The organism is Stenotrophomonas sp. PS02289, assembly GCF_029960115.1.
GTDB lineage: Bacteria > Pseudomonadota > Gammaproteobacteria > Xanthomonadales > Xanthomonadaceae > Stenotrophomonas.
The window spans coordinates 1-18,269 of record NZ_JASCOZ010000086.1 but is presented as its reverse complement, the minus strand read 5'-3'; the positions used below and the strand labels follow the sequence as shown (position 1 = coordinate 18,269).

Genomic DNA, 18,269 nt, shown 5'->3' with positions numbered 1-18,269 from the left:
GCGCCGGGCCGCGCGGCAGTGCGGCCCGGCTTCCGGTCAGGGCCGGCCGGGCGGCGAGGGCGGATCGGGCGGCCGGGGCGGCTCGGGTGCACGGATGGCCTGCCACGGTGCCGTGGTGACCGTCAGTGTCTGCTCGCTCCCGTTGCGCTGCACCACGACCGGTACCGTCGGCGCGCGGCTGTGGGTCAGTGCCGAGGTCAGCGCGGTCACACTGCTGATGGCGTGTCCGTCAACGCGCAGCACGCGGTCGCCCGCATTCACCCCGTAGCGCCCTGCTGGGCTGGCCGCCAGCACGCTGACCACGCCATCTCTCGCCTCCAGGCTCAGATGGGTACCGTTGCTTCGCACGTCCATGCGCGACGTCTCGGTGCGTCCGCCCTGCGAGCAGGCGGCGGTGGCAAGCGCCAGAGCCGCCAGTCCGATGCGGAACAACGTGGCATTCATCAGGCGCTCCGGGTGGCGACGGCGGGCGGGACGGCCGCGGCGCGGTGGGCCGGGCCGAACACGGCGATCTGACCCAGCAGCCACAGCAGCACGGCACCGATGGGCAGATAGCTGGCCGGCATGCGTGGCAACTCATACGCACTCATCAGCCACAGGTTGATCGAGTAGGCAAGCAGCATGCCCAGCACGATACCCACCGTTGCCAGCAGGAAGTTTTCGGTCTGGAAGTAGCGCAGGATCTGCCCACGGGTCGCGCCCAGCGCACGGCGGATGCCGATCTGCTTGGTCCGCTGCTGCACCCAGAAGCTGGCCAGGCCGACGATGCCCAGCGCGGTGACCACCAGCAACGCCACGCACACCGTGATCAGCAGGCCGACCATCGCGCGGTCGTTCTGGAAGTACTTTTCGCGCTGCTCCTCATAGGTGAGCTTGCCGCGCACCATGCGGTTGGTGTCCACCTTTTCCAGCGCGGCTACTGCCGCATTCAGCACTTCCTGACGACGCGACGGGTCGGTGACACGGATCAGATAAAGACCCAGGTCATAGTTCACCCGCACCGGCAGCATGATGGAGTAGCCGGTGTCGGCCTCGACCGTTACCGGACGCGCCAGCTCCTTCACCACGCCGACGATGCGCAGCGGCATCTTGCCACTGTAGATGGTCTTGCCGACCGCCTTCCCGTCCGGGAACAGCTTGAGCGCGGCGCGGTTGCTCAGGATCACCGCCGAACCCCGCTGTTCGATGGTGGGATCCTTTTCCACGTCTTCCAGATGTGCGTACTCATCGGCCTGGAAGTCGCGGCCTGCAACCAGCTCCAGTCCCATGGTATCGAGGGTGCCTTCGCTGACCATGTACTGCGCGGCGTTGAAGTTCGGCCGCTCCTGGTCGGGAATGAGCGACACACTGGTGTTCCACGAATTGCGGCGGAAGGGGAGCTGGTTGAGCGGCACCGCGTTCTTCACGCCCGGAATGGCGCGCAGCGCGGCGAGGTCTTCACGGGTGCGGGCGGTGGCGTTCACCTGCGTGCCGATGCCCCCCAGGCGCACCTCCAGCAGTTCCTTCTCGGCGATGCCGCTGGGCTGGTTGATCTTCTCCAGCCGTTGCCCGATCAGGAAAAGTGCGTTGCAGACGATCGCACAGGTGAGCGCGATCTCCAGCACGATCAGGGCCGCGGCGGTCTTGTGCCGGCGCAGCGTGGTCAGAATGGGACGGATATCCATGGTGTGCTCCGGATACTTACTGCGACTTGAGTTGGATGGCGGGGGTGACCTGCATCGCGCGCAGCGCCGGCAGGAAGCCTGCCAGCAGGCTGGCCGCCAGGGTCAGACCGAACGTGAGCAGCAGCATTGAACCGTCGAGCGTGGCCAGCGCGGCGTAGTCCACCGGCTGCTGGCGAACGGCATACAGGCCGAGCATGGCCAGCCCCAGGCCGAGGATGCCGCCGGCCAGTCCCACCGTGCCGGCCTCGACCAGCGACTGCAGGAAGATCTGTCCGCGGCTGGCCCCGAGCGCACGACGCACGCCGATCTCGCCGCTGCGGCGCAGGAACTTCGCCAGCAGCAGGCCCACGGTGTTGATCAGGCACACCGCCAGGAAGCCCAGCGCAAGCCACAACTGCAGACGCACGTCACTGGGAACCACCTGTTTGAAGTCCAGCCACTCCATCACGTTGCGCAGTCGCACGTTGGACGGACGCTGGAAACGACCGGCCGCCTTCTGCTGGGCTGAGTAGTTCTCCAGGTACGCGCGGTAGTCGGCGGCATCGCTGGCCGACTCAAGCTCCACCCAGTACTGCATCCACACGCAGGGCGCATTGAGTGCGGTTTCCTCACCGTTCGCATTGCCCCAGCAGTTCATGTTGCCGTTGCGGCCAAACTTGAGGTCCAGTGCGGTGGAGACCGGCACGAAGATGTCTTCGCTGTCGCCGTAGCGACCGGTTTCCAGGTCGTAGAAGTGCGGGTTGGGGTTCCAGGTTTCCAGCACGCCCACCACGTTGAAGGTGTGGCCGTCCATGCGCAACGGGCGACCCACGCTGTTCTGTCCATTGAACAGCTTGTCGTTCAGCGCCTTGGAGATTACCGCCACCCGGCCGCGACCTTCATCCTGGTCGGCTTTCCAACCCTGGCCATACTGGAACGGCGTATCGAACATCGCGAAGAAGTCGGTCGACGTATAACGCGCATCGGTGGTGAACGGACGCAGCGTGCTGCTGTCCGGCTCCACCGTGACGCCGCCGCCGGTCATCAGCGCCTGGTACTTGGCTTTCTTCTCACGCAGCAGGGTTTCGCCGTCGTAGCGGGTGACCTGCTCCTCCGGTTCCTCGCTGGGCTGGTAGCCGATCATCGGGCGCGGATCGAGCTGGACATTGAACAGACGATCGCTCTTCTGCGGAATCGGGTCGCCGGAGAGCACATGGAACACAGTCAGCGTGGTCATCGACGCGCCGATGCCCAGCGCGATGGCGATGACCATCAGCGCGGTCAGCACCTTGTTGCGCCGGAAACTGCGCAGGGCCAATCGGAAGTAGTAGGCGATCATGGCAGGCCTCACTCGTTGACCGAGGCAACAACGGGACGCGGCGTGGCCAGTACCGGTTCGCGCACCAGGTCGGTGGCCTGGCCATCGACGATGTGCACGTTGCGCTGCGCGCGCGCGGCCAGTTCCGGATCATGGGTCACCATCACGATGGTGGTGCCGGCCGCGTTGATCTCTTCCAACAGTTCCATCACCCCGCGCGCCATCTGGCTGTCCAGGTTGCCGGTCGGTTCGTCGGCCAGCAGCAGGCGCGGGTTGCCGGCCAGGGCGCGGGCGATGGCGGCGCGCTGCTGCTGACCACCGGACAGTTCCGACGGGTAGTGCTTCATGCGCGAACCCAGGCCGACCTGCTTGAGCGCATGTTCGATGCGCTGGCGGCGCTCGGCCGCCGGCATGCCGCGGTAACGCAGCGGTACGTCGACATTGTCGAACAGATTCAGATCCGAAATGAGATTGAAGCCCTGGAAGATGAAACCGATCTTCTGGTTGCGCAGCTTGCTGCGGGCGTCATCGCCGAGCTTGCTCACATCCTGGCCGTCGAGCAGGTAGGTGCCGCTGGTGAAGGTTTCGAGCAGACCGGCGATATTGAGGAAGGTGGTCTTGCCGGAGCCGGACGGACCGGTCACGGCGACGAACTCGCCCTCTTTCACGTGCAGGTCCAGCGACCGCAGGGCATGGGTCTCCACCTGTTCGGTGCGGAACACTTTGGCAACCGAGCGCATCTCAAGCATGACAGTTTCCTTCTGGAAGTCGTAAGGGTTAATTGACGGACACGCGCTCGGCATCGCCGAACAGATCACTGCCTGACACCACGACGCGTTCGCCGGGTTGCAGGCCGGAAAGGATTTCCACTTCGCCCAGGCTGCTCACGCCCAGTTGCACGGGGCGACGGATGGCGACGCTGCCGTCCATCACGTAAGCCTGGCCATTGCCTTGTTCAACGAACGGGCCGCGTTCCACCTTCAGCACGTTGCGCCGGGTGTCGAGCACCACCCGGGCCTGCATGCGCTGGCTCTGACGCAGGCCTTGAGGCTGCTTGTCCGTGAAGCGGATGCGGGCATTCACTTCGCCGGCGACCACTTCCGGCGACACGGCGCTGATCTCGCCCGGGAACGGCTGGCCGTTGCCGCTGGTGAGCTGGGCCGGAATGCCGATGCTCAGGTCACGGGCGAAGCTTTCCGGCACCTTGATCTCGATCTCGAAGCGCGACAGATCGACCACGCCCAGCACCGGCGCGTTGGCCGGCACCTGGGTGTGCTGGGTGGCCTGGACCTGACCGACCTGCCCATCGAACGGCGCACGCAGCGTCAGCGCGTCCACTTGGCGCTGCACTTCATCCACCACCGCGCGCTGGCGGTCGGCGAGCAGGCGCTTGTTGCGTGCGTCCAGGTCCGCGCCCTGGCCCTGCAGGCGGGCGTCGGTCTGGGCATTGGCCAGCGAGATGTCGGCCTTCTTCAGGGTGTCGTTGGCCTTGGCCAGGTCGATCTGCGGCACCGCACCGCCGTCGTAGCCGCGCTGGTAGCGCTGCAGGTCGCGCTCGGCGGCCTGGCGTTCAATGCTGGCCTGATCGGTGTCCTTGCGTGCCTTGGCCCGGGCCAGGGTGGCATCGAGCTGGGCGCGGCTGGCTTCGGCTTCCAGGCCGGCCAGGGTGGCCTGTTCCTGGGCCAGCTTGCTTCGCAGTTCCGGGCTGTCGATCACGGCCAGCTCCTGGCCCTTCTTGACCACGTCACCGGCGACCACCTTCAGATCCACCGTGCCGGCCGAGATGGCGTACAGCACCGGGCTGTTGGCGGCGATCACGCGACCATCAGCGGCGATGTCGCGGACCAGGTCGCCCTTGGTGACCTCGGCAATGCGGACACGGCTGCTGTCGATCGAACGGCTGGCCCCCAGCCAGGCCCGTACCGCAAAGCCAATGGCCAGCAGTACCACCAGCGCGGCCAGGCCGGGCCACAGCCAGCGTTTCCAGGGGGCGGCGGTGGCCGTCGGGGCGAAGGATTGGTCCTGGGCGGAAGTGTCGCGGATCATCGGGCTCGTTCGCGTTGGGTCTGCGGAAGTACAAAGCAGACTCCGTGCCAACTTTTCGCCTTTGAGAAACAATGAGTTACGGGCGGGCTATCCCTGTCCGGGTGTCCGCGGACACTCTCGCGGACACTTTTGTTAAGCGGACACGCACCAAGCCACCCGGGCCGCCACGCTAGAATGCGAGGTTCTACAGCAGGGATACGACGCTATGTGCGGCATTGTGGGTGCGATCGCCGATCGCGATGTGGTTCCAGTTCTGATCGAAGGCCTCAAGCGCCTGGAATATCGCGGCTACGATTCCTCCGGCATTGCCGTGATCGACAAGACCCAGGCCCTGCCCGACGTGCGCCGTGTGCGCCGCACCGGCCGTGTGGCCGAAATGGAAAAGGCGGCTGCCAGCGAGGGCTTCGATGCCCAGCTGGGCATCGGCCACACCCGTTGGGCCACCCACGGCGGCGTGACCGAAGCCAATGCCCACCCGCACATCAGCCAGGGCGTGGCGCTGGTCCACAACGGTATCATCGAGAATCACGAAGAGCAGCGTGAAAAGCTGCGCGCGCTGGGCTACGTGTTCGAGTCGCAGACCGACACCGAGGTCATTGCCCACCTGATGCACCATCACCTGAAGGGCGGCGACACCCTGCTCACTGCGCTGCAGCGCACGGTGAAGGAGCTGACCGGTGCCTACGCGCTTGCGGTGATGAGCCGCGCCGAACCCAACCACTTCGTGTGCGCCCGCATGGGCTGCCCGCTGCTGGTCGGCCTGGGCGAGGGCGAGAACTTCGTGGCCTCGGACGTGTCGGCCATCGTCTCGGCCACCCGCAAGGTGATCTTCCTGGAAGAGGGCGACACCGCTGAAGTCAGCCGTGACGGCGTGCAGGTGTATGACGAGCACGACCAGCCGGTCACCCGCAACGTGCATCTGTCTGACGTGTCGCTGGCCTCGCTGGAGCTGGGCCCGTACCGCCACTTCATGCAGAAGGAAATCCACGAGCAGCCGCGCGCGCTGGGCGACACCATCGAAGCGGCGATCGACGCCGGTGGTTTCCCGGCCGAGCTGTTCGGCAAGAACGCCGAAAGCGTGCTGGCCGGCATTGAAGGCGTGCAGATTCTCGCCTGCGGCACCAGCTACTACTCGGGCCTGACCGCGCGCTACTGGATTGAATCCATTGCCGGCCTGCCGTGCAGCGTGGAAATCGCCAGCGAATACCGCTACCGCGCCGCCTACGCCAATCCCAAGCACCTGATCGTCACCATCTCGCAGTCGGGCGAAACCCTGGACACGATGGAGGCGCTGAAGTACGCCAAGAGCCTGGGCCACACGCACACCCTGTCCATCTGCAACGTGCCGGAAAGCGCGATTCCGCGTGCCAGCGAGCTGGTCTGCTACACCCGTGCCGGTGCTGAAATCGGCGTGGCTTCGACCAAGGCCTTTACCACCCAGCTGGCCGCGCTGTTCCAGCTGACCGTGGTGCTGGGCAAGCTGCACGGCCGCGTCGACGCCGCGCAGGAAGCCGAGTACCTGGAGCAGCTGCGCTTCCTGCCGGGCAGCGTCCAGCACGCGCTGAACATGGAGCCGCAGATCGCCGCCTGGGCCGAGCGTTTCGCACGCAAGAACAGCGCGCTGTTCCTCGGCCGTGGTCTGCATTACCCGATCGCGCTGGAAGGCGCGCTCAAGCTCAAGGAAATCACCTACATCCACGCCGAAGCCTACCCGGCGGGCGAGCTCAAGCACGGCCCGCTGGCGCTGGTGGATGAAGACATGCCGGTGGTCGTGATCGCCCCCAACGACAGCCTGCTGGAAAAGGTGAAGTCGAACATGCAGGAAGTTCGCGCCCGCGGCGGCGAACTTTTCGTGTTCGCCGACCAGGACAGCAACTTCGCCGAAAGCGAAGGCGTGCATGTCATCCGCACCCCGCGCCACGCCGGCGTGCTCAGCCCGGTGGTGCACACCATCCCGGTGCAGCTGCTGGCGTACCACACCGCGCTGGCGCGTGGGACGGACGTGGACAAGCCGCGTAACCTGGCAAAGAGCGTGACGGTCGAGTAACGCCGTTGCTGATGGGAAAGCCGTAGAGCGGGGCTCTGCCCCGCTGCTGTTGGCGAAAATGGCCGGTCAGTGACCGGCCATTTTTCGTTCGTGTACGTAGGGACACGCCATGCGTGTCCGCTCTCCGCGCGGCAACGAACACCCGTCGCCCTCGTCTACGCACCCTTCGCAAGCCTCATCGACGAGGCTGCTCAAGTCATACCCCTGAAACAAGCCGCGATCATCCTGTCTGGTCGGCTGTTACCAACGCATACAGCGCGCAACCGTGTTCAATGATCGATTCGAGCAAAGGCTCAAGGAGATGGCAACGGATGTCCAAGGGGGATCTGATCAGGACCGAATGGCTCATAGCACTGTGGTCACTGCTTCCAACTCTCGCGTACCTGGCGAAGGATGGATGGGGAACGGCGTTGGCTGTCTATGCCTGCTGCATCGGGGTGCCGCAGCCTTTCCTTCTCATCCCGTATTATCTGGAGCGGCGTAAGCGTAGGCGATGGTACCGTTGACCAGAGATGGGAAGGCGATGGATGACTAAAGGCGACCTCATCAGGACTGAATGGGCCTTCGTGCTATTCGCACTGCTTCCTGCCCTTGCTTATCTCGCGAAGGACGGTTGGGAGACGGCATTGGCCGTCTACGCATGCGCCATTGGCGGAGTGCAGCCATTCCTGCTCATCCCGTACGTCTTGGAGCAGCGCAGAAGGCGACGCGGAAAGCGTCGCCTTTAGGTGCTCATTAAGATCTACGGGGCCCGCAGATGCATTTCAGCGTCTGCAGGGACATGCCATGCATGTCCACTCTCCATGCGGATAGGCCTCGCTTGAACGCTACGCTGACTTCGCGCCCCGCGACTTCTTCACCTTAACCACCGGCTTATCCACCGACAGAATGATGCGTCCAGGCTCTTCCTCGATCAGAAGCCGACTACGCGCCGTGCCACCCAATCGGTGTATCCACATCCCGCGCATCTTGAAGTAGGGCACGTAGGTCCCGTCCACGATGACGGGGCGGCCGTCTGGTCCGTTCAGTACGCCAATGCGTACATATCGTGGCTTGTACCAGCCGGCACTCGGCTTCTTGCTCTCTTTACTCGGCGACTTTTCCTGCGAATCTTGCATGATGTACCTCCATCGAGAAGGTCCCTCGCCGGGATGGCGAGGGAGTCGGGAGGCTGATCTCCGTTTGAAAAAAACGGCGCGACGTATTTCCTCGGGGGTGTTGTATTCGGCCACCCTCCCGACGTGTTACGTCATGTGCTTCAAGTTTTTCAGGAGAGATCAGGCTCCTGAGGCACACCATGCACGGTGAAGGCATCAAATGGGGAACTAGGTTTTCGGAACGATATCGCGACTGAGCAGGATGATCTCGATATCGGTCGTGTTGTGACAACAACGGTCGCATCTGACCCGGAATTTGAGGCCATGTGCGCAGATGCCGCCGAGACGCATTTCGGTCCACCGGTCAGCTGACGTGTCGCGAATCACTACATGCTGCGCTACAACTACTCACCGTAGGCGAAGGGATGACCAAGGTCGCGCGTGATGCAGGTGTGTCAGGCCAGTGCCGTGCAAAAAGGTGAGTGCAAGCTGCTCGAAATCCAACAGGATGCATCGGCTGATCACGGGTGCAGGTAGGGCGTGCAGGCGAGCTCTGTGGTCTTTCGCCCTTGGCCATCCAGTATTTCCAACGTATCGCCGTTCCATCGGCTACCGCGATACCTGTCGCTCACCGTGACCACCCACGCGCCGGCCAGCAATTCTTCCTCATGCAGGACTTCGTCCTTCGGCGTGGTCACCCGGGCAATGACGAACGTGCCGCCCGGTGCGAAACGCCGGATCAGGCGGACCCGGGCTTTCCGGTTGGGATGCATGCGGGAGCAGGGAAGCTCGGTGTCCAGGCGATAGCCAGCGTCGCGTACGCCCTGTGCGGCCACGCGTAGCGGTGCCGGGTCGGTGCCAAACTTCCCCGCCTGTTCGACCAACGCGTCCTCCACGCACTGCAATATGCGCACGTCCTTCTCGTCCTGCGGCGCATCGAACCAGGCGTGCAGATCGAAGCTGTCAGCCAGGAATTCGCCCACACCATTTGCGGCTCCCGTTGAAAGCGTGCGCTCGGCTTCCGCATTCGGCCCCAGGTAGATGACGAGCCGCCGTAGCCCATTGAAGTCGTACTTCTTTGGCAGGTAATGGCGAAGGATATCCAGCACGTGGTCGCTGGCCTCCCGAAGGCGGCCTATCTCTTCCCTGCCGCCTACGTTGGGCAGCACCATGACATCGCGAAGGTACACGGTCAGTTCTATTGACGGGGCGGTACTGGATCATTCCCGGTCGCGGTAGGCAGGTCAAGCATCACGCAACGCGTTGCAGGTGCTTTCCCCCGGAAGGAATGGCCGTCTATCTGGATGCGTGCATTGAAGAGAGCGAAGGTGATGTTGCGTTCATCGCAAGGGCACTGGGCGACATCGCTCGTGCACAAGGGATGACCAAGGTCGCGCGTGATGCAGGTGTGTCAGGCCAGTGCCGTGCATAAAGGTGAGTGCAAGCTGCTCGACATCCAGCAGGATGCATTGGCTGATCACGGGTGCAGGTAGGGCGCGCAGGCGAGCTCTGTGGTCCTTCGCCCTTGGCCATCCAGTATTTCCAGCGCATCCCCGTTCCAGCGGCCGCCGCGATAGTCGTCCCCCACCGTGACCACCCATGCGCCGGCCAGCAGTTCCTCCTCATGCAGGACTTCGCCCTTCGGCGTAGTCACCCGGGCAATGACGAACGTACCGCCTGGTGCGAAACGCCGGATCAGTCTGACCCGGAACTTCCGGCTGGGGTGGGTGCGGGAGCAGGGCAGCTCGGTGTCCAGGCGATAGCCAGCGTCGCGTACGCTCTGTGCTGCGTTGCGTAGCAGCTCCGCATCGGTACCGAACTCAACGGCGCGCTCGACCAATGCGTCTTCCACGCACTGCAGTATGCGCACGTCTCGCTGGTCCTGCGGGGCATCGAACCAGCCATCCAGATCGAAGCTGTCAGCGAGAAACTCGCCGACACCACCGGTGGCCACTGGCGACAATATCCGCTTGCCGTCCGTGTTCGGGCCGAGGTAAATGACCAGTCGCCAAAGGTCATTGAAGTCGTACTTCTTCGGCAGGTAATGGCGAAGGGTATTCAGTACATGGTCGCTGGCGGCGCGAAGACGGAGGTTGCCTTCTCTGCTGTGTTCGGTGGGTAACACCATGACATCACGAAGGTACACGGTCAGTTCCATTGACGGGGCGGTACTGGATCATTTCCCAGCAGCGGCAAGCAGGTCAAGCATTTCACGTAACGCTTTCTTGAACGCGCGGAGTCGGACGGTTCTATGAAGTGCCGGGCTGATACGGACGTTGAAGGTGCCACTCAATGGCTTTTGTGGGCGACGGCGCAGCGCCTTACACGTCGCCAGGTAGTCATCCACTGCTTCTTGGAAGGCCGCCTGCAATTCCTTGGGTGAATCGGCCTGATAGGTCACCAGATCATCAATGAAGAGAATCCTTCCCCTGCAGACCATGCTCTCGAGATCCAGCTCGGCAGTGCCTTCGTAGCCGGCGCACTTGATGATGTTCATTTCTTCTGTGCGCTCTACCTGACGAGTACAGCAGCGACGCTAGCTCAAGCCTGCGGATAGAGATTTCGGATATGTGTCATCTGCCGGCAGGTGCTTGCGGTCCAATCCTGAATAGGCAGCGGATGTGCCAAAGCTGTCCACTCGAAAAACTTTAGCCCGGTCGGCCCGGAACATTCAGCGCCGGTTCTACGCCCGGTGCGATGCTCGGAGTCGTCAACCGGTTCTGCGACGAACTGTCACTTGACTCACTCAGTACCCTGCAACAGGAACCAGAATGAACGTTCGTGAACTTCTGCAGCTGAAGAAACAAGCCGTCATCACCATCGACGTGGAAGACACCATCGGTGCCGCCGCGCACAAGATGAGTGCGAACAAGATCGCCGCGCTGGTGGTCACCCGCGACGACGTGCCGGTCCGGATCATTTCCGAGAAAGACATCGTACGCAGCCTCGCCGACGACGGTCCGCAGGCCGGCCGCCGGGTCATCTCCTCGCTGCCGTCAGCCGGGCTGGAGGGCATCTCACCGGAGGCCACGCTCAAACAGGCGATGGCACTCATGACCTATTCGCGGCACCGACATCTGATGGTGACCGAGGGCGACCGCTTGGTCGGCATCCTCAGCCTGGGCGACATCGTCAAGAACCTACTGGGCGAGCTGGAGCTGGAGAAAGCGGTGCTGCAGGACATTTACATGGCGGCGCATTGATGTCGTGATCGTTGTGGGTAGCGGGGCAGAGCCCCGCTCTACCTTGCGCCCTGAAGCCGGCACCTCGCCTTAACAAAACTTGCACATTCCTGAAGGCGATCCGATAATGGCTGCAATTGCAACTCATTTGCATTGGTGGCCGTCCGACTGACGCAGCGCTGGCCAATGCGGTCACCGCTTTCCCGTCAGGAGTTACGTTCGATGCCTTCCCCCACTTTGAATCCGGCCCGCGTGCCCTTCACGCGTCTGCCGGCCCTGCGCATGAGCGCGCTGTCGCTGGCCCTGCTCGCCGCCGCCCCGGCGTTCGCTGATGGCCTGGCCGCCGATGTGGACCAGGCGCAGACCCTGGACACCTTGAATGTACGGGCGGACCGCGACGCCAATACGGAAGGCTCCCGAAACTACGGTGCCAAAGCCACCACGCTGTTCAAGGGCGTGCAGAGCATCCGCCAGACCCCGCAGCCGGTCACGGTGATCTCCCGTCAGCTGCTGGACGATCGTGCCCTGCTGGACCTGCACGATGTGCTGCAGAACACCCCGGGCGTGACCGTCGACTACGTCGACAGCGAGCGCGTGACCTACTTCTCGCGTGGCTTCTCCATCGACGCGCTGCAGATCGACGGCCTCTCGATCGACCAGTCCGGCTCGGTGTTCATCCAGCCCGATACCGCCGTGCTGGACCGCGTGGAAATCCTGCGCGGTGCCGCGGGCCTTCTGAAGGGCGCGGGCAACCCGTCGGCGACGGTCAACATGGCGCGCAAGCGTCCGACCGAAACCTTCCAGGCCAGCGGCGCGCTGAGCCTGGGCAGCTGGGATCGTCGCCGTGCGGAGGCCGACGTGTCCGGCCCGCTCAACAGCGCCGGCACGGTACGTGGCCGCCTGGTCGCCGCATATGACGAAAAAGACTTCTTCCAGAAGGCGCGTGAGGAAGAAAAGCGCACCGTGTACGGGGTGATCGAAGCCGACCTGACGGACGCCACGCTGCTCACCGCCAGCCTGCAGCAGACCGACCTGGATGCGACCGGCTCCTGGGGTGGCATGCCCAGTGACTTCGACGGCCGCGCGCTGGACCTGCCGCGCAGCACCTACCTGGGTGCGTCGTGGAATCAGTGGAACCGGTACAACCAGCAGGCGTTCCTGTCGCTGGAGCACCGTTTCGACAACGGCTGGCGCACCGCGCTGAGCTATGCGTTCACCCGCTTCGGCTACAACGGTCCCTTCATCCAGACCTCGTTCTCGCGTTCCAACACCAGCAATCCGTATCTGGTGGACGTGGAGACCGCCATCTACGGGCCGGCAGGCAGCCACCAGAACGCGGTCAACTTCGTTGCCGAAGGTCCAATCGAGCTGTTCGGGCGCACCCATCAGCTGACCGTGGGCGCGGAAGGCCGCAACGTGAAGACGGCGAACTCGTCCGGCTACTGGGGCATCAACCGTGTGCGCAATGTCGACGCGCGCACCTGGGACCCGTACACCAGCTACGCGCCGCCGCAGGAAGGCGACGTCGGCACCTACTACGGTGGCATCAACAACGAGACGCAGCAGAAGGGCGTGTTCGCGGTGGCGCGTGTGTCGATCACCGATCCGCTGACCGCCCTGGTGGGCGCGCGCCTGAACTGGTGGGAGTACAGCGTGCCGACCAGTCCGTCCAGCAACTACAGCGTGGACCGTGAGTTCATGCCGTATGCGGGTCTGGTGTATGACCTGAGCAGCACCCTGAGCCTGTATGCCAGCTACAGCGAAATCTTCGTTCCGCAGAATGCGTACCAGGCCGACGGCCAATTGCTGAAGCCGATTACCGGCCAGGACTACGAAGCGGGTATCAAGGGCGAGTTCTTCGCCGGCCGATTGAATGCGGCGCTGTCGGCGTTCCGCATCAACAACGTCGGTCGCGCGATGGACGACACCTCCAGCGCCAACCCGTGCCTGCCGTTCTACACCACGGGCTACTGCAAGGTGGACGGTGGCAAGACCCGCAGCCAGGGCTGGGAAGCGGAGGTCAGCGGCCAGCTGACCGAAGGCTGGCAGATGATGGCTGGCTATACCAATACCCGTACCGAGTATCTGCGCGACCCCAGTGCCGCCAATCTCGGCCAGCCGCTCCGTTCGGCCGATCCCCGCCACCTGCTGCGCCTGTCCACCAGCTACCGGTTCCCCGGGGCGCTGGACAAACTCCGCGCAGGCGCGTCGGTACAGGCCCAGAGCGAGACCTACGTGACCTCGCGTGGGGTCATCTCGCGTCAGGGCGGCTATGCGGTCTACGGTGTGATGGCTGGCTATGACCTGTCCGAAGCGATCAGCCTGCAGCTCAACGTCAACAACCTGTTCGACAAGAGCTACTTCCGCAAGTACGGTCCGAACACCTTCAATACCTACTATGCAGATCCGCGCAATGTGATGTTCAGCGTGCGCGCACGCTTCTGATCGGAGCACCCGCAGAGATCAAAGCGCCGGGCATCTGCCCGGCGTTTCTGTATCTGAAGTTTCGGGTACGCCGTCGCTACGCGCGCCGGCGCACCTTGGCGTAGTTCAATTGTGCATTCTGCAGGGCGGCACGGGCGTTGGCCATCTGGGCGTCATCCAGCAGTTGTTCGCCTTGCGGCAGGAATCAGCCCTTGATGCAGGTGAAGTCCCGGAGTGCGATCTGGACGTGGCTGTCTCGGTGGAAACCTGAGCTGGGTGCGATCTCGGGGCCTTGTCGGAATGCGCCTCGGACCGCTTGGAAGTGCTCGCCGCTATCTATGCCTGCGCGCTTGGCATGGATGAACTGAAACACCGCTCGATCCAAACCCCGGAGCAGCATCTCTTCGTCCCCGGAGTTTGCTGCGGTATTTATCGGAACCTGCTCCCCCGTGACGATGCGTCGTGCGTGGAGAAGCAGGTACGCGTTCTCGAACTCCAATCGTCCGGCTCTGGTAGTCATATCCAGGCAGCGATGAACGCTGAAGATGCAGCCAACCACTGCGGGTGTGGCAATCGGACGCGCCGTCAGCCTTCGCTGGGGCTGGTTGGCCGCGGCCTCGGCGAATGTGAGGGCGCGGTCTGCGTCCCCTTCGAACATGTAGAAGCCCGGTCCCAGCCAATCGTACTGGTTATCGCTTGATGCGGGACTCAAATTTCCGGAAACAAGAGCGTCGCGCACAGTGACGTCGCAACCGTGATAGCCGATCTGCAGGTGGCCATCGTTCATCGGTAGCCGCGCTTGAGCTTGCCTGAGGGGGTGAGGATCCCCGACCTTCGGATGACTTCGTCCACCTCCTCCGGCGTCATGGTGTATATCCGCCGAATCTCCTCTTCCGGGGTCTCGGTGTTGAAGCGCCCGATAAGCGGATCGCGCTTTCGTCGATGGACGTCCAGCTTCGCACCGGCGGGTTCTCGTTGGAGTGGCTTTCGCGTAGTCATGGCGCGAGCATAAGTCAGTCGTGTGCCTGCTTTTCCATGCCCAACGTATGGTCCAAAGGATTGAGTCGATGTTGGTGGGAAAAGCGTTGGAAGATGACGCTATTTCGCACTTTTCTCAGCAACCTCAGCCTGAGAGGAGCTGCAGGCAGTGTCGCAACTAGCTCGCTTCACGGTTGGTCTGATGGGGCGCGCAGTGCATCCAGATCGCTTACCAACAGCTGGTAGGCCATTTCCCGCTTCCCCACCTCCTGCCGCAACACCCACGACGGATGCACGGTCGCAAACCCGCGCGTGCCATCCTCCAACGTATGCCAGCGCCCACGATCACGGCTCAGGTTGAATCCGCTGCCAAACACCGCCCGCGCCGCACTCGCGCCGAGGCACACGATCACCTTAGGGTTCACCTGTTCGATTTCGGCGAGCAGCCATGGTCGGCAGGCATTGATGTGGGTCACCTGCGGTTTCGAATGGATGCGCCTCTTGCCGCGCCGCTCAAAACGGAAGTGCTTCACCGCGTTGGTGAGGTAGAGCGTACTGCGGTCGATGCCCAGCTCACGCAACGCCTGGTTGAGCAGCTGCCCGGCAGGACCCACGAAAGGATGTCCGCTCAGGTCCTCGGCATCGCCGGGCTGTTCGCCGACCAGTATGATCTGCGCATCGCGCGGACCCTCGCCGAACACGGTCTGAGTGGCGGGTTCCCATAACGGGCATTGGCGGCAACTGGCTGCCGCGGTGCGCAGGCTGTCCAGGTCATCGCCACGAGCCGTGACCGGCTGGCGCTGCGGAATCGGGTGGGCGGGAATCCGGCGCTGCGGGGCCTGCGCCTGCCGGTCGTGCATCTCCTGCACGCGGTCGCCGGCGTCGCGCACCAGTGTGGGCAACAGCGACGCTTCCGGCAGGTGCTTCCAGTATTTCGCCGGCATCTCCTGCTGCATCATCCGGGTGTTCAATCGCGCAGGATTGAAGATGTTGGCGTAGTAGGTGCGCCACAGTTCCTCGCGAGCGTCTTCGGCGGGCGCGTCGCTGCGCTGTGCGCCGGCACCGAAGGCGAGCTGTTGTCCATCCCAATGCACGCTGCGGTAGGGCGTGAGAATCGACCAGCGCATGCCGGTGAAGCGGCGCTGGAAGAACGGAGCCACACGATCCACGATGTGGTGGTCCGGCTCAAACCAGGCGATGAAGGCATCCGTCTCGCCGGGCACTTCGCGGAAGCGCACAAACGCTTTCATCTTGTGGCTGTCGCGGCGCACGGCCTGGGCCAGCGCCATCGCTCGGATCACGTCCGGATCAGCGGGGTTGGAGAGCAGGGCACGTTCGCCATGGGTGATCCGCCACAGCATGCGATACAGCAGCGGCATACGCTGCGGGTCACGGTGGCACAGGCAGGTGGCGGCCAGCTCGACGAAGTCCTTGGGCACGGCCACAGCGGTAGCCGAAGACGAGGGGTTCGCCCGGTCCAGTGAAGGTGCATCCAGCAGCCCGCCCGCATCGCCTTGCAGCCAGTCCAGTTGCTCGGGGGCGACCGCGCACTGCAGCGCAAGGCGCGCGGCCGTGCGCCATGCCTCCATTGACCACGGCGGGTCCACCCGCACACTCCAACGGTCCATCTCAGCTGGCCAGCGCGTCGAACAGTGAGGCCTGTTTCGGTGGCGGGGCCAGGCGGGCGCGCAGTGCACCGGGGTTGTCCAGCGCGTTGCGTGGGTGATGGTCGGCCAGTTGTACGAACGGCAGCAGCTTGCTCATCGGCGCGCGCAGGCGGGCTACATCGGCTACGCGCAGCCGCCCGTGGCGGCGTGCCATCAGCACGCGCTTCACGTTGCGTACGCCGAGGCCGGGGACACGCAGCAGCATTTCCTTCGGGGCGCGGTTGATATCCACCGGGAAGTGCTCGGGGTGGCGGATCGCCCAGGCCATCTTCGGGTCGATGTCCAGGTCGAGCATGCCGCCCTGGGTGGTGTCGGTGATTTCTTCCACGCCGTAGCCGTAAAAGCGCAGCAGCCAGTCGGCCTGGTACAGGCGGTGCTCACGCGCCAGCGGCGGGGCCTGCACCGGCAGGATGCGGCTGGCATCGGGAATCGGGCTGAAGGCCGAGTAGTACACACGGCGCATCCGGTAGTTGCCGTACAGGCTGTCAGCGGCCGTGAGGATCTGCTGGTCGCTGGCTCCGTCGGCACCGACAATCATCTGCGTGCTTTGGCCAGCCGGGGCGAAGCGGGGCGCGCGGGGGCGGCGTCGGGGCGCTTTCGCGGCCGGCGCGGCGCTCGGTGCGACGTTGGCCGGGGCTGCGACTTTCGCCTCCTTGGCTTCCTCGATGCGCCACCGCAGCTCCCCCATTGCGCTGCGAATCGAGGGCATCGACTTCTCGGGCGCAAAGCTGGCCAGGCCGGCCTCCGTTGGAAGCTCCACATTGATCGACAGGCGGTCGGCGTGCCGGCCGGCGGCGGCCAGAAGCTCGGGTGAGGCTTCGGGAATGGTCTTGAGGTGGATGTAGCCGTTGAAACGGTGCTCTTCGCGCAGCTGGCGCGCTACTTCCACCATCTGCTCCATGGTGTAGTCGGCGTTGCGGATGATGCCGCTGGAAAGGAACAGGCCTTCGATGTAGTTGCGCTTGTAGAAGTCCATGGTCAGTGCGACCACTTCCTCCACCGTGAAGCGGGCGCGCTGCACATTGCTGGAGACACGGTTCACGCAGTACGCGCAGTCGTAGATGCAGAAGTTGGTGAGCAGGATCTTCAGCAGGGAAACGCAGCGGCCGTCGGGCGTATAGCTGTGGCAGATGCCGGGGCCGTCGGTGCTGCCGATGCCGCCGCTCGCGCGTGAATCGCGCTTGCCTGCGCCGCTGGAAGCGCAGGAGGCGTCGTACTTGGCGGCATCGGCGAGGATGGCGAGTTTGCGCAGCGTTTCCATGCGCAAACGGTAGGGGCATTCGGTCTCAATCTGTGAGATTGGGTATGTGCGTGGCTGAAGGGTTCAGGGTCAGAACGTGACCTTCACCGAATCGGCGCTGTACGTCGCTGGCCCGTGGTACACGACTTCAATATTGTTTCCATCCGGGTCCAGCACGAACGCGCCGTAGTACCCCGGATGATACGGCCGCTCACCTGGCGCGCCGTTGTCTTTCCCGCCTGCCGCAATCGCAGCGGCGTGGAAGGCATCCACCGTGGCCGCATCGCGCGCCTGGAACGCCAGATGATGGCGGCCGGTCAGCTCGCCGGCGGCGGCGGCACTGCTGGCGGTCGAAATGAACAGTTCATCGGCCCAGAAATAGTCGTCGCCTTCGCCGGCAATCGGGATGCCGATGGTGTCGAACACGGCCTGGTAGAAGCGGCGGCTGGCGGGCAGGTCGCGCACCACGAGCTGGATATGGTCGATCAGGCGGCCGCGATGCAGTTCCATGGTTTCCATGCCGGGTCCTTCGTGATGAGGAAGGGCCTGTATAGCATCGGTCGGGTTGTGGTGCCGTGGCGGGCCGGGGGAGTGGACCCACCCCCCGGCGCAAGACCCCGGCCCCCC

At 64.0% G+C, this 18,269-nt stretch carries 16 protein-coding genes and 1 pseudogene; 4 read left to right on the top strand and 13 right to left on the bottom strand.

Annotation, left to right across the window (positions count from 1 at the left end; genetic code table 11):
- Positions 1-36 precede the first annotated feature (36 nt).
- From QMX83_RS13060 to QMX83_RS13040, 5 genes are read right to left on the bottom strand one after another with little or no spacing between them, the layout of a single operon-like run.
- Positions 37-444, bottom strand: a complete 408-nt coding sequence (locus tag QMX83_RS13060; RefSeq protein ID WP_282297075.1) for a PDZ domain-containing protein — start codon at positions 442-444, stop codon at positions 37-39.
- Entirely contained in the window at positions 444-1,664 is a 1,221-nt protein-coding gene (locus tag QMX83_RS13055) for an FtsX-like permease family protein (protein WP_282297074.1), read from the bottom strand. Before QMX83_RS13055 ends, QMX83_RS13060 begins: the two co-directional genes overlap by 1 nt.
- Before the next feature lie 16 nt (positions 1,665-1,680).
- Positions 1,681-2,982, bottom strand: a complete 1,302-nt coding sequence (locus QMX83_RS13050; protein ID WP_282297073.1) for an ABC transporter permease — start codon at positions 2,980-2,982, stop codon at positions 1,681-1,683.
- 8 nt (positions 2,983-2,990) lie between these two features.
- Positions 2,991-3,710, bottom strand: coding sequence for an ABC transporter ATP-binding protein (locus QMX83_RS13045; protein WP_282297072.1), 720 nt, complete (start codon positions 3,708-3,710; stop codon positions 2,991-2,993).
- Between the two features lie 28 nt (positions 3,711-3,738).
- On the bottom strand, positions 3,739-5,007 hold the full coding sequence (locus QMX83_RS13040) for an efflux RND transporter periplasmic adaptor subunit (protein WP_282297071.1): 1,269 nt from the start codon (positions 5,005-5,007) through the stop codon (positions 3,739-3,741).
- Positions 5,008-5,212: 205 nt separating this feature from the next.
- Between QMX83_RS13040 and glmS the strand changes: the two genes are divergently transcribed.
- Entirely contained in the window at positions 5,213-7,054 is a 1,842-nt protein-coding gene (gene glmS, locus QMX83_RS13035) for a glutamine--fructose-6-phosphate transaminase (isomerizing) (protein ID WP_282297070.1), read from the top strand.
- An 827-nt stretch (positions 7,055-7,881) separates the two neighbouring features.
- Here the strand turns inward: glmS and QMX83_RS13030 are convergent.
- Together QMX83_RS13030 and QMX83_RS13025 are read right to left on the bottom strand one after the other, a co-directional pair.
- Positions 7,882-8,172 (bottom strand): hypothetical protein, encoded by a 291-nt coding sequence (locus tag QMX83_RS13030; protein ID WP_282297069.1) that lies wholly within the window; start codon positions 8,170-8,172, stop codon positions 7,882-7,884.
- Between the two features lie 500 nt (positions 8,173-8,672).
- Entirely contained in the window at positions 8,673-9,323 is a 651-nt protein-coding gene (locus QMX83_RS13025) for a hypothetical protein (RefSeq protein ID WP_282297068.1), read from the bottom strand.
- A gap of 116 nt (positions 9,324-9,439) precedes the next feature.
- Here QMX83_RS13025 and QMX83_RS13020 point away from each other — a divergent pair.
- A pseudogene (locus QMX83_RS13020) lies at positions 9,440-9,562 on the top strand (transcriptional regulator); the annotation flags it as partial.
- 66 nt (positions 9,563-9,628) lie between these two features.
- Here QMX83_RS13020 and QMX83_RS13015 read toward each other — a convergent pair.
- Positions 9,629-10,297 (bottom strand): hypothetical protein, encoded by a 669-nt coding sequence (locus QMX83_RS13015; protein WP_282297066.1) that lies wholly within the window; start codon positions 10,295-10,297, stop codon positions 9,629-9,631.
- A 30-nt stretch (positions 10,298-10,327) separates the two neighbouring features.
- Complete coding sequence (locus QMX83_RS13010; protein WP_282297065.1) at positions 10,328-10,648, bottom strand: type II toxin-antitoxin system HicB family antitoxin; 321 nt, start codon at positions 10,646-10,648, stop codon at positions 10,328-10,330.
- 274 nt (positions 10,649-10,922) lie between these two features.
- Between QMX83_RS13010 and QMX83_RS13005 the strand changes: the two genes are divergently transcribed.
- Together QMX83_RS13005 and QMX83_RS13000 are read left to right on the top strand one after the other, a co-directional pair.
- Positions 10,923-11,354, top strand: a complete 432-nt coding sequence (locus tag QMX83_RS13005) for a CBS domain-containing protein (RefSeq protein ID WP_282297064.1) — start codon at positions 10,923-10,925, stop codon at positions 11,352-11,354.
- Positions 11,355-11,555: 201 nt separating this feature from the next.
- The gene (locus tag QMX83_RS13000) at positions 11,556-13,778 is read left to right on the top strand and encodes a TonB-dependent siderophore receptor (protein ID WP_282297063.1); all 2,223 of its coding nucleotides are present in this window, start codon (positions 11,556-11,558) and stop codon (positions 13,776-13,778) included.
- 184 nt (positions 13,779-13,962) lie between these two features.
- On the opposite strand, the gene QMX83_RS12995 is transcribed toward QMX83_RS13000, so the two are convergent.
- From QMX83_RS12995 to QMX83_RS12980, 4 genes are all read right to left on the bottom strand, one after another.
- The gene (locus QMX83_RS12995) at positions 13,963-14,544 is read right to left on the bottom strand and encodes a hypothetical protein (RefSeq protein WP_282297062.1); all 582 of its coding nucleotides are present in this window, start codon (positions 14,542-14,544) and stop codon (positions 13,963-13,965) included.
- A 379-nt stretch (positions 14,545-14,923) separates the two neighbouring features.
- Complete coding sequence (locus tag QMX83_RS12990; protein WP_282297061.1) at positions 14,924-16,363, bottom strand: UdgX family uracil-DNA binding protein; 1,440 nt, start codon at positions 16,361-16,363, stop codon at positions 14,924-14,926.
- 1 nt (position 16,364) lies between these two features.
- Positions 16,365-17,663 (bottom strand): putative DNA modification/repair radical SAM protein, encoded by a 1,299-nt coding sequence (locus QMX83_RS12985; protein WP_282297060.1) that lies wholly within the window; start codon positions 17,661-17,663, stop codon positions 16,365-16,367.
- 69 nt (positions 17,664-17,732) lie between these two features.
- Positions 17,733-18,161: a VOC family protein gene (locus QMX83_RS12980; protein ID WP_282297059.1), complete on the bottom strand. Its 429-nt coding sequence runs from the start codon at positions 18,159-18,161 to the stop codon at positions 17,733-17,735.
- Positions 18,162-18,269: the final 108 nt, after the last annotated feature.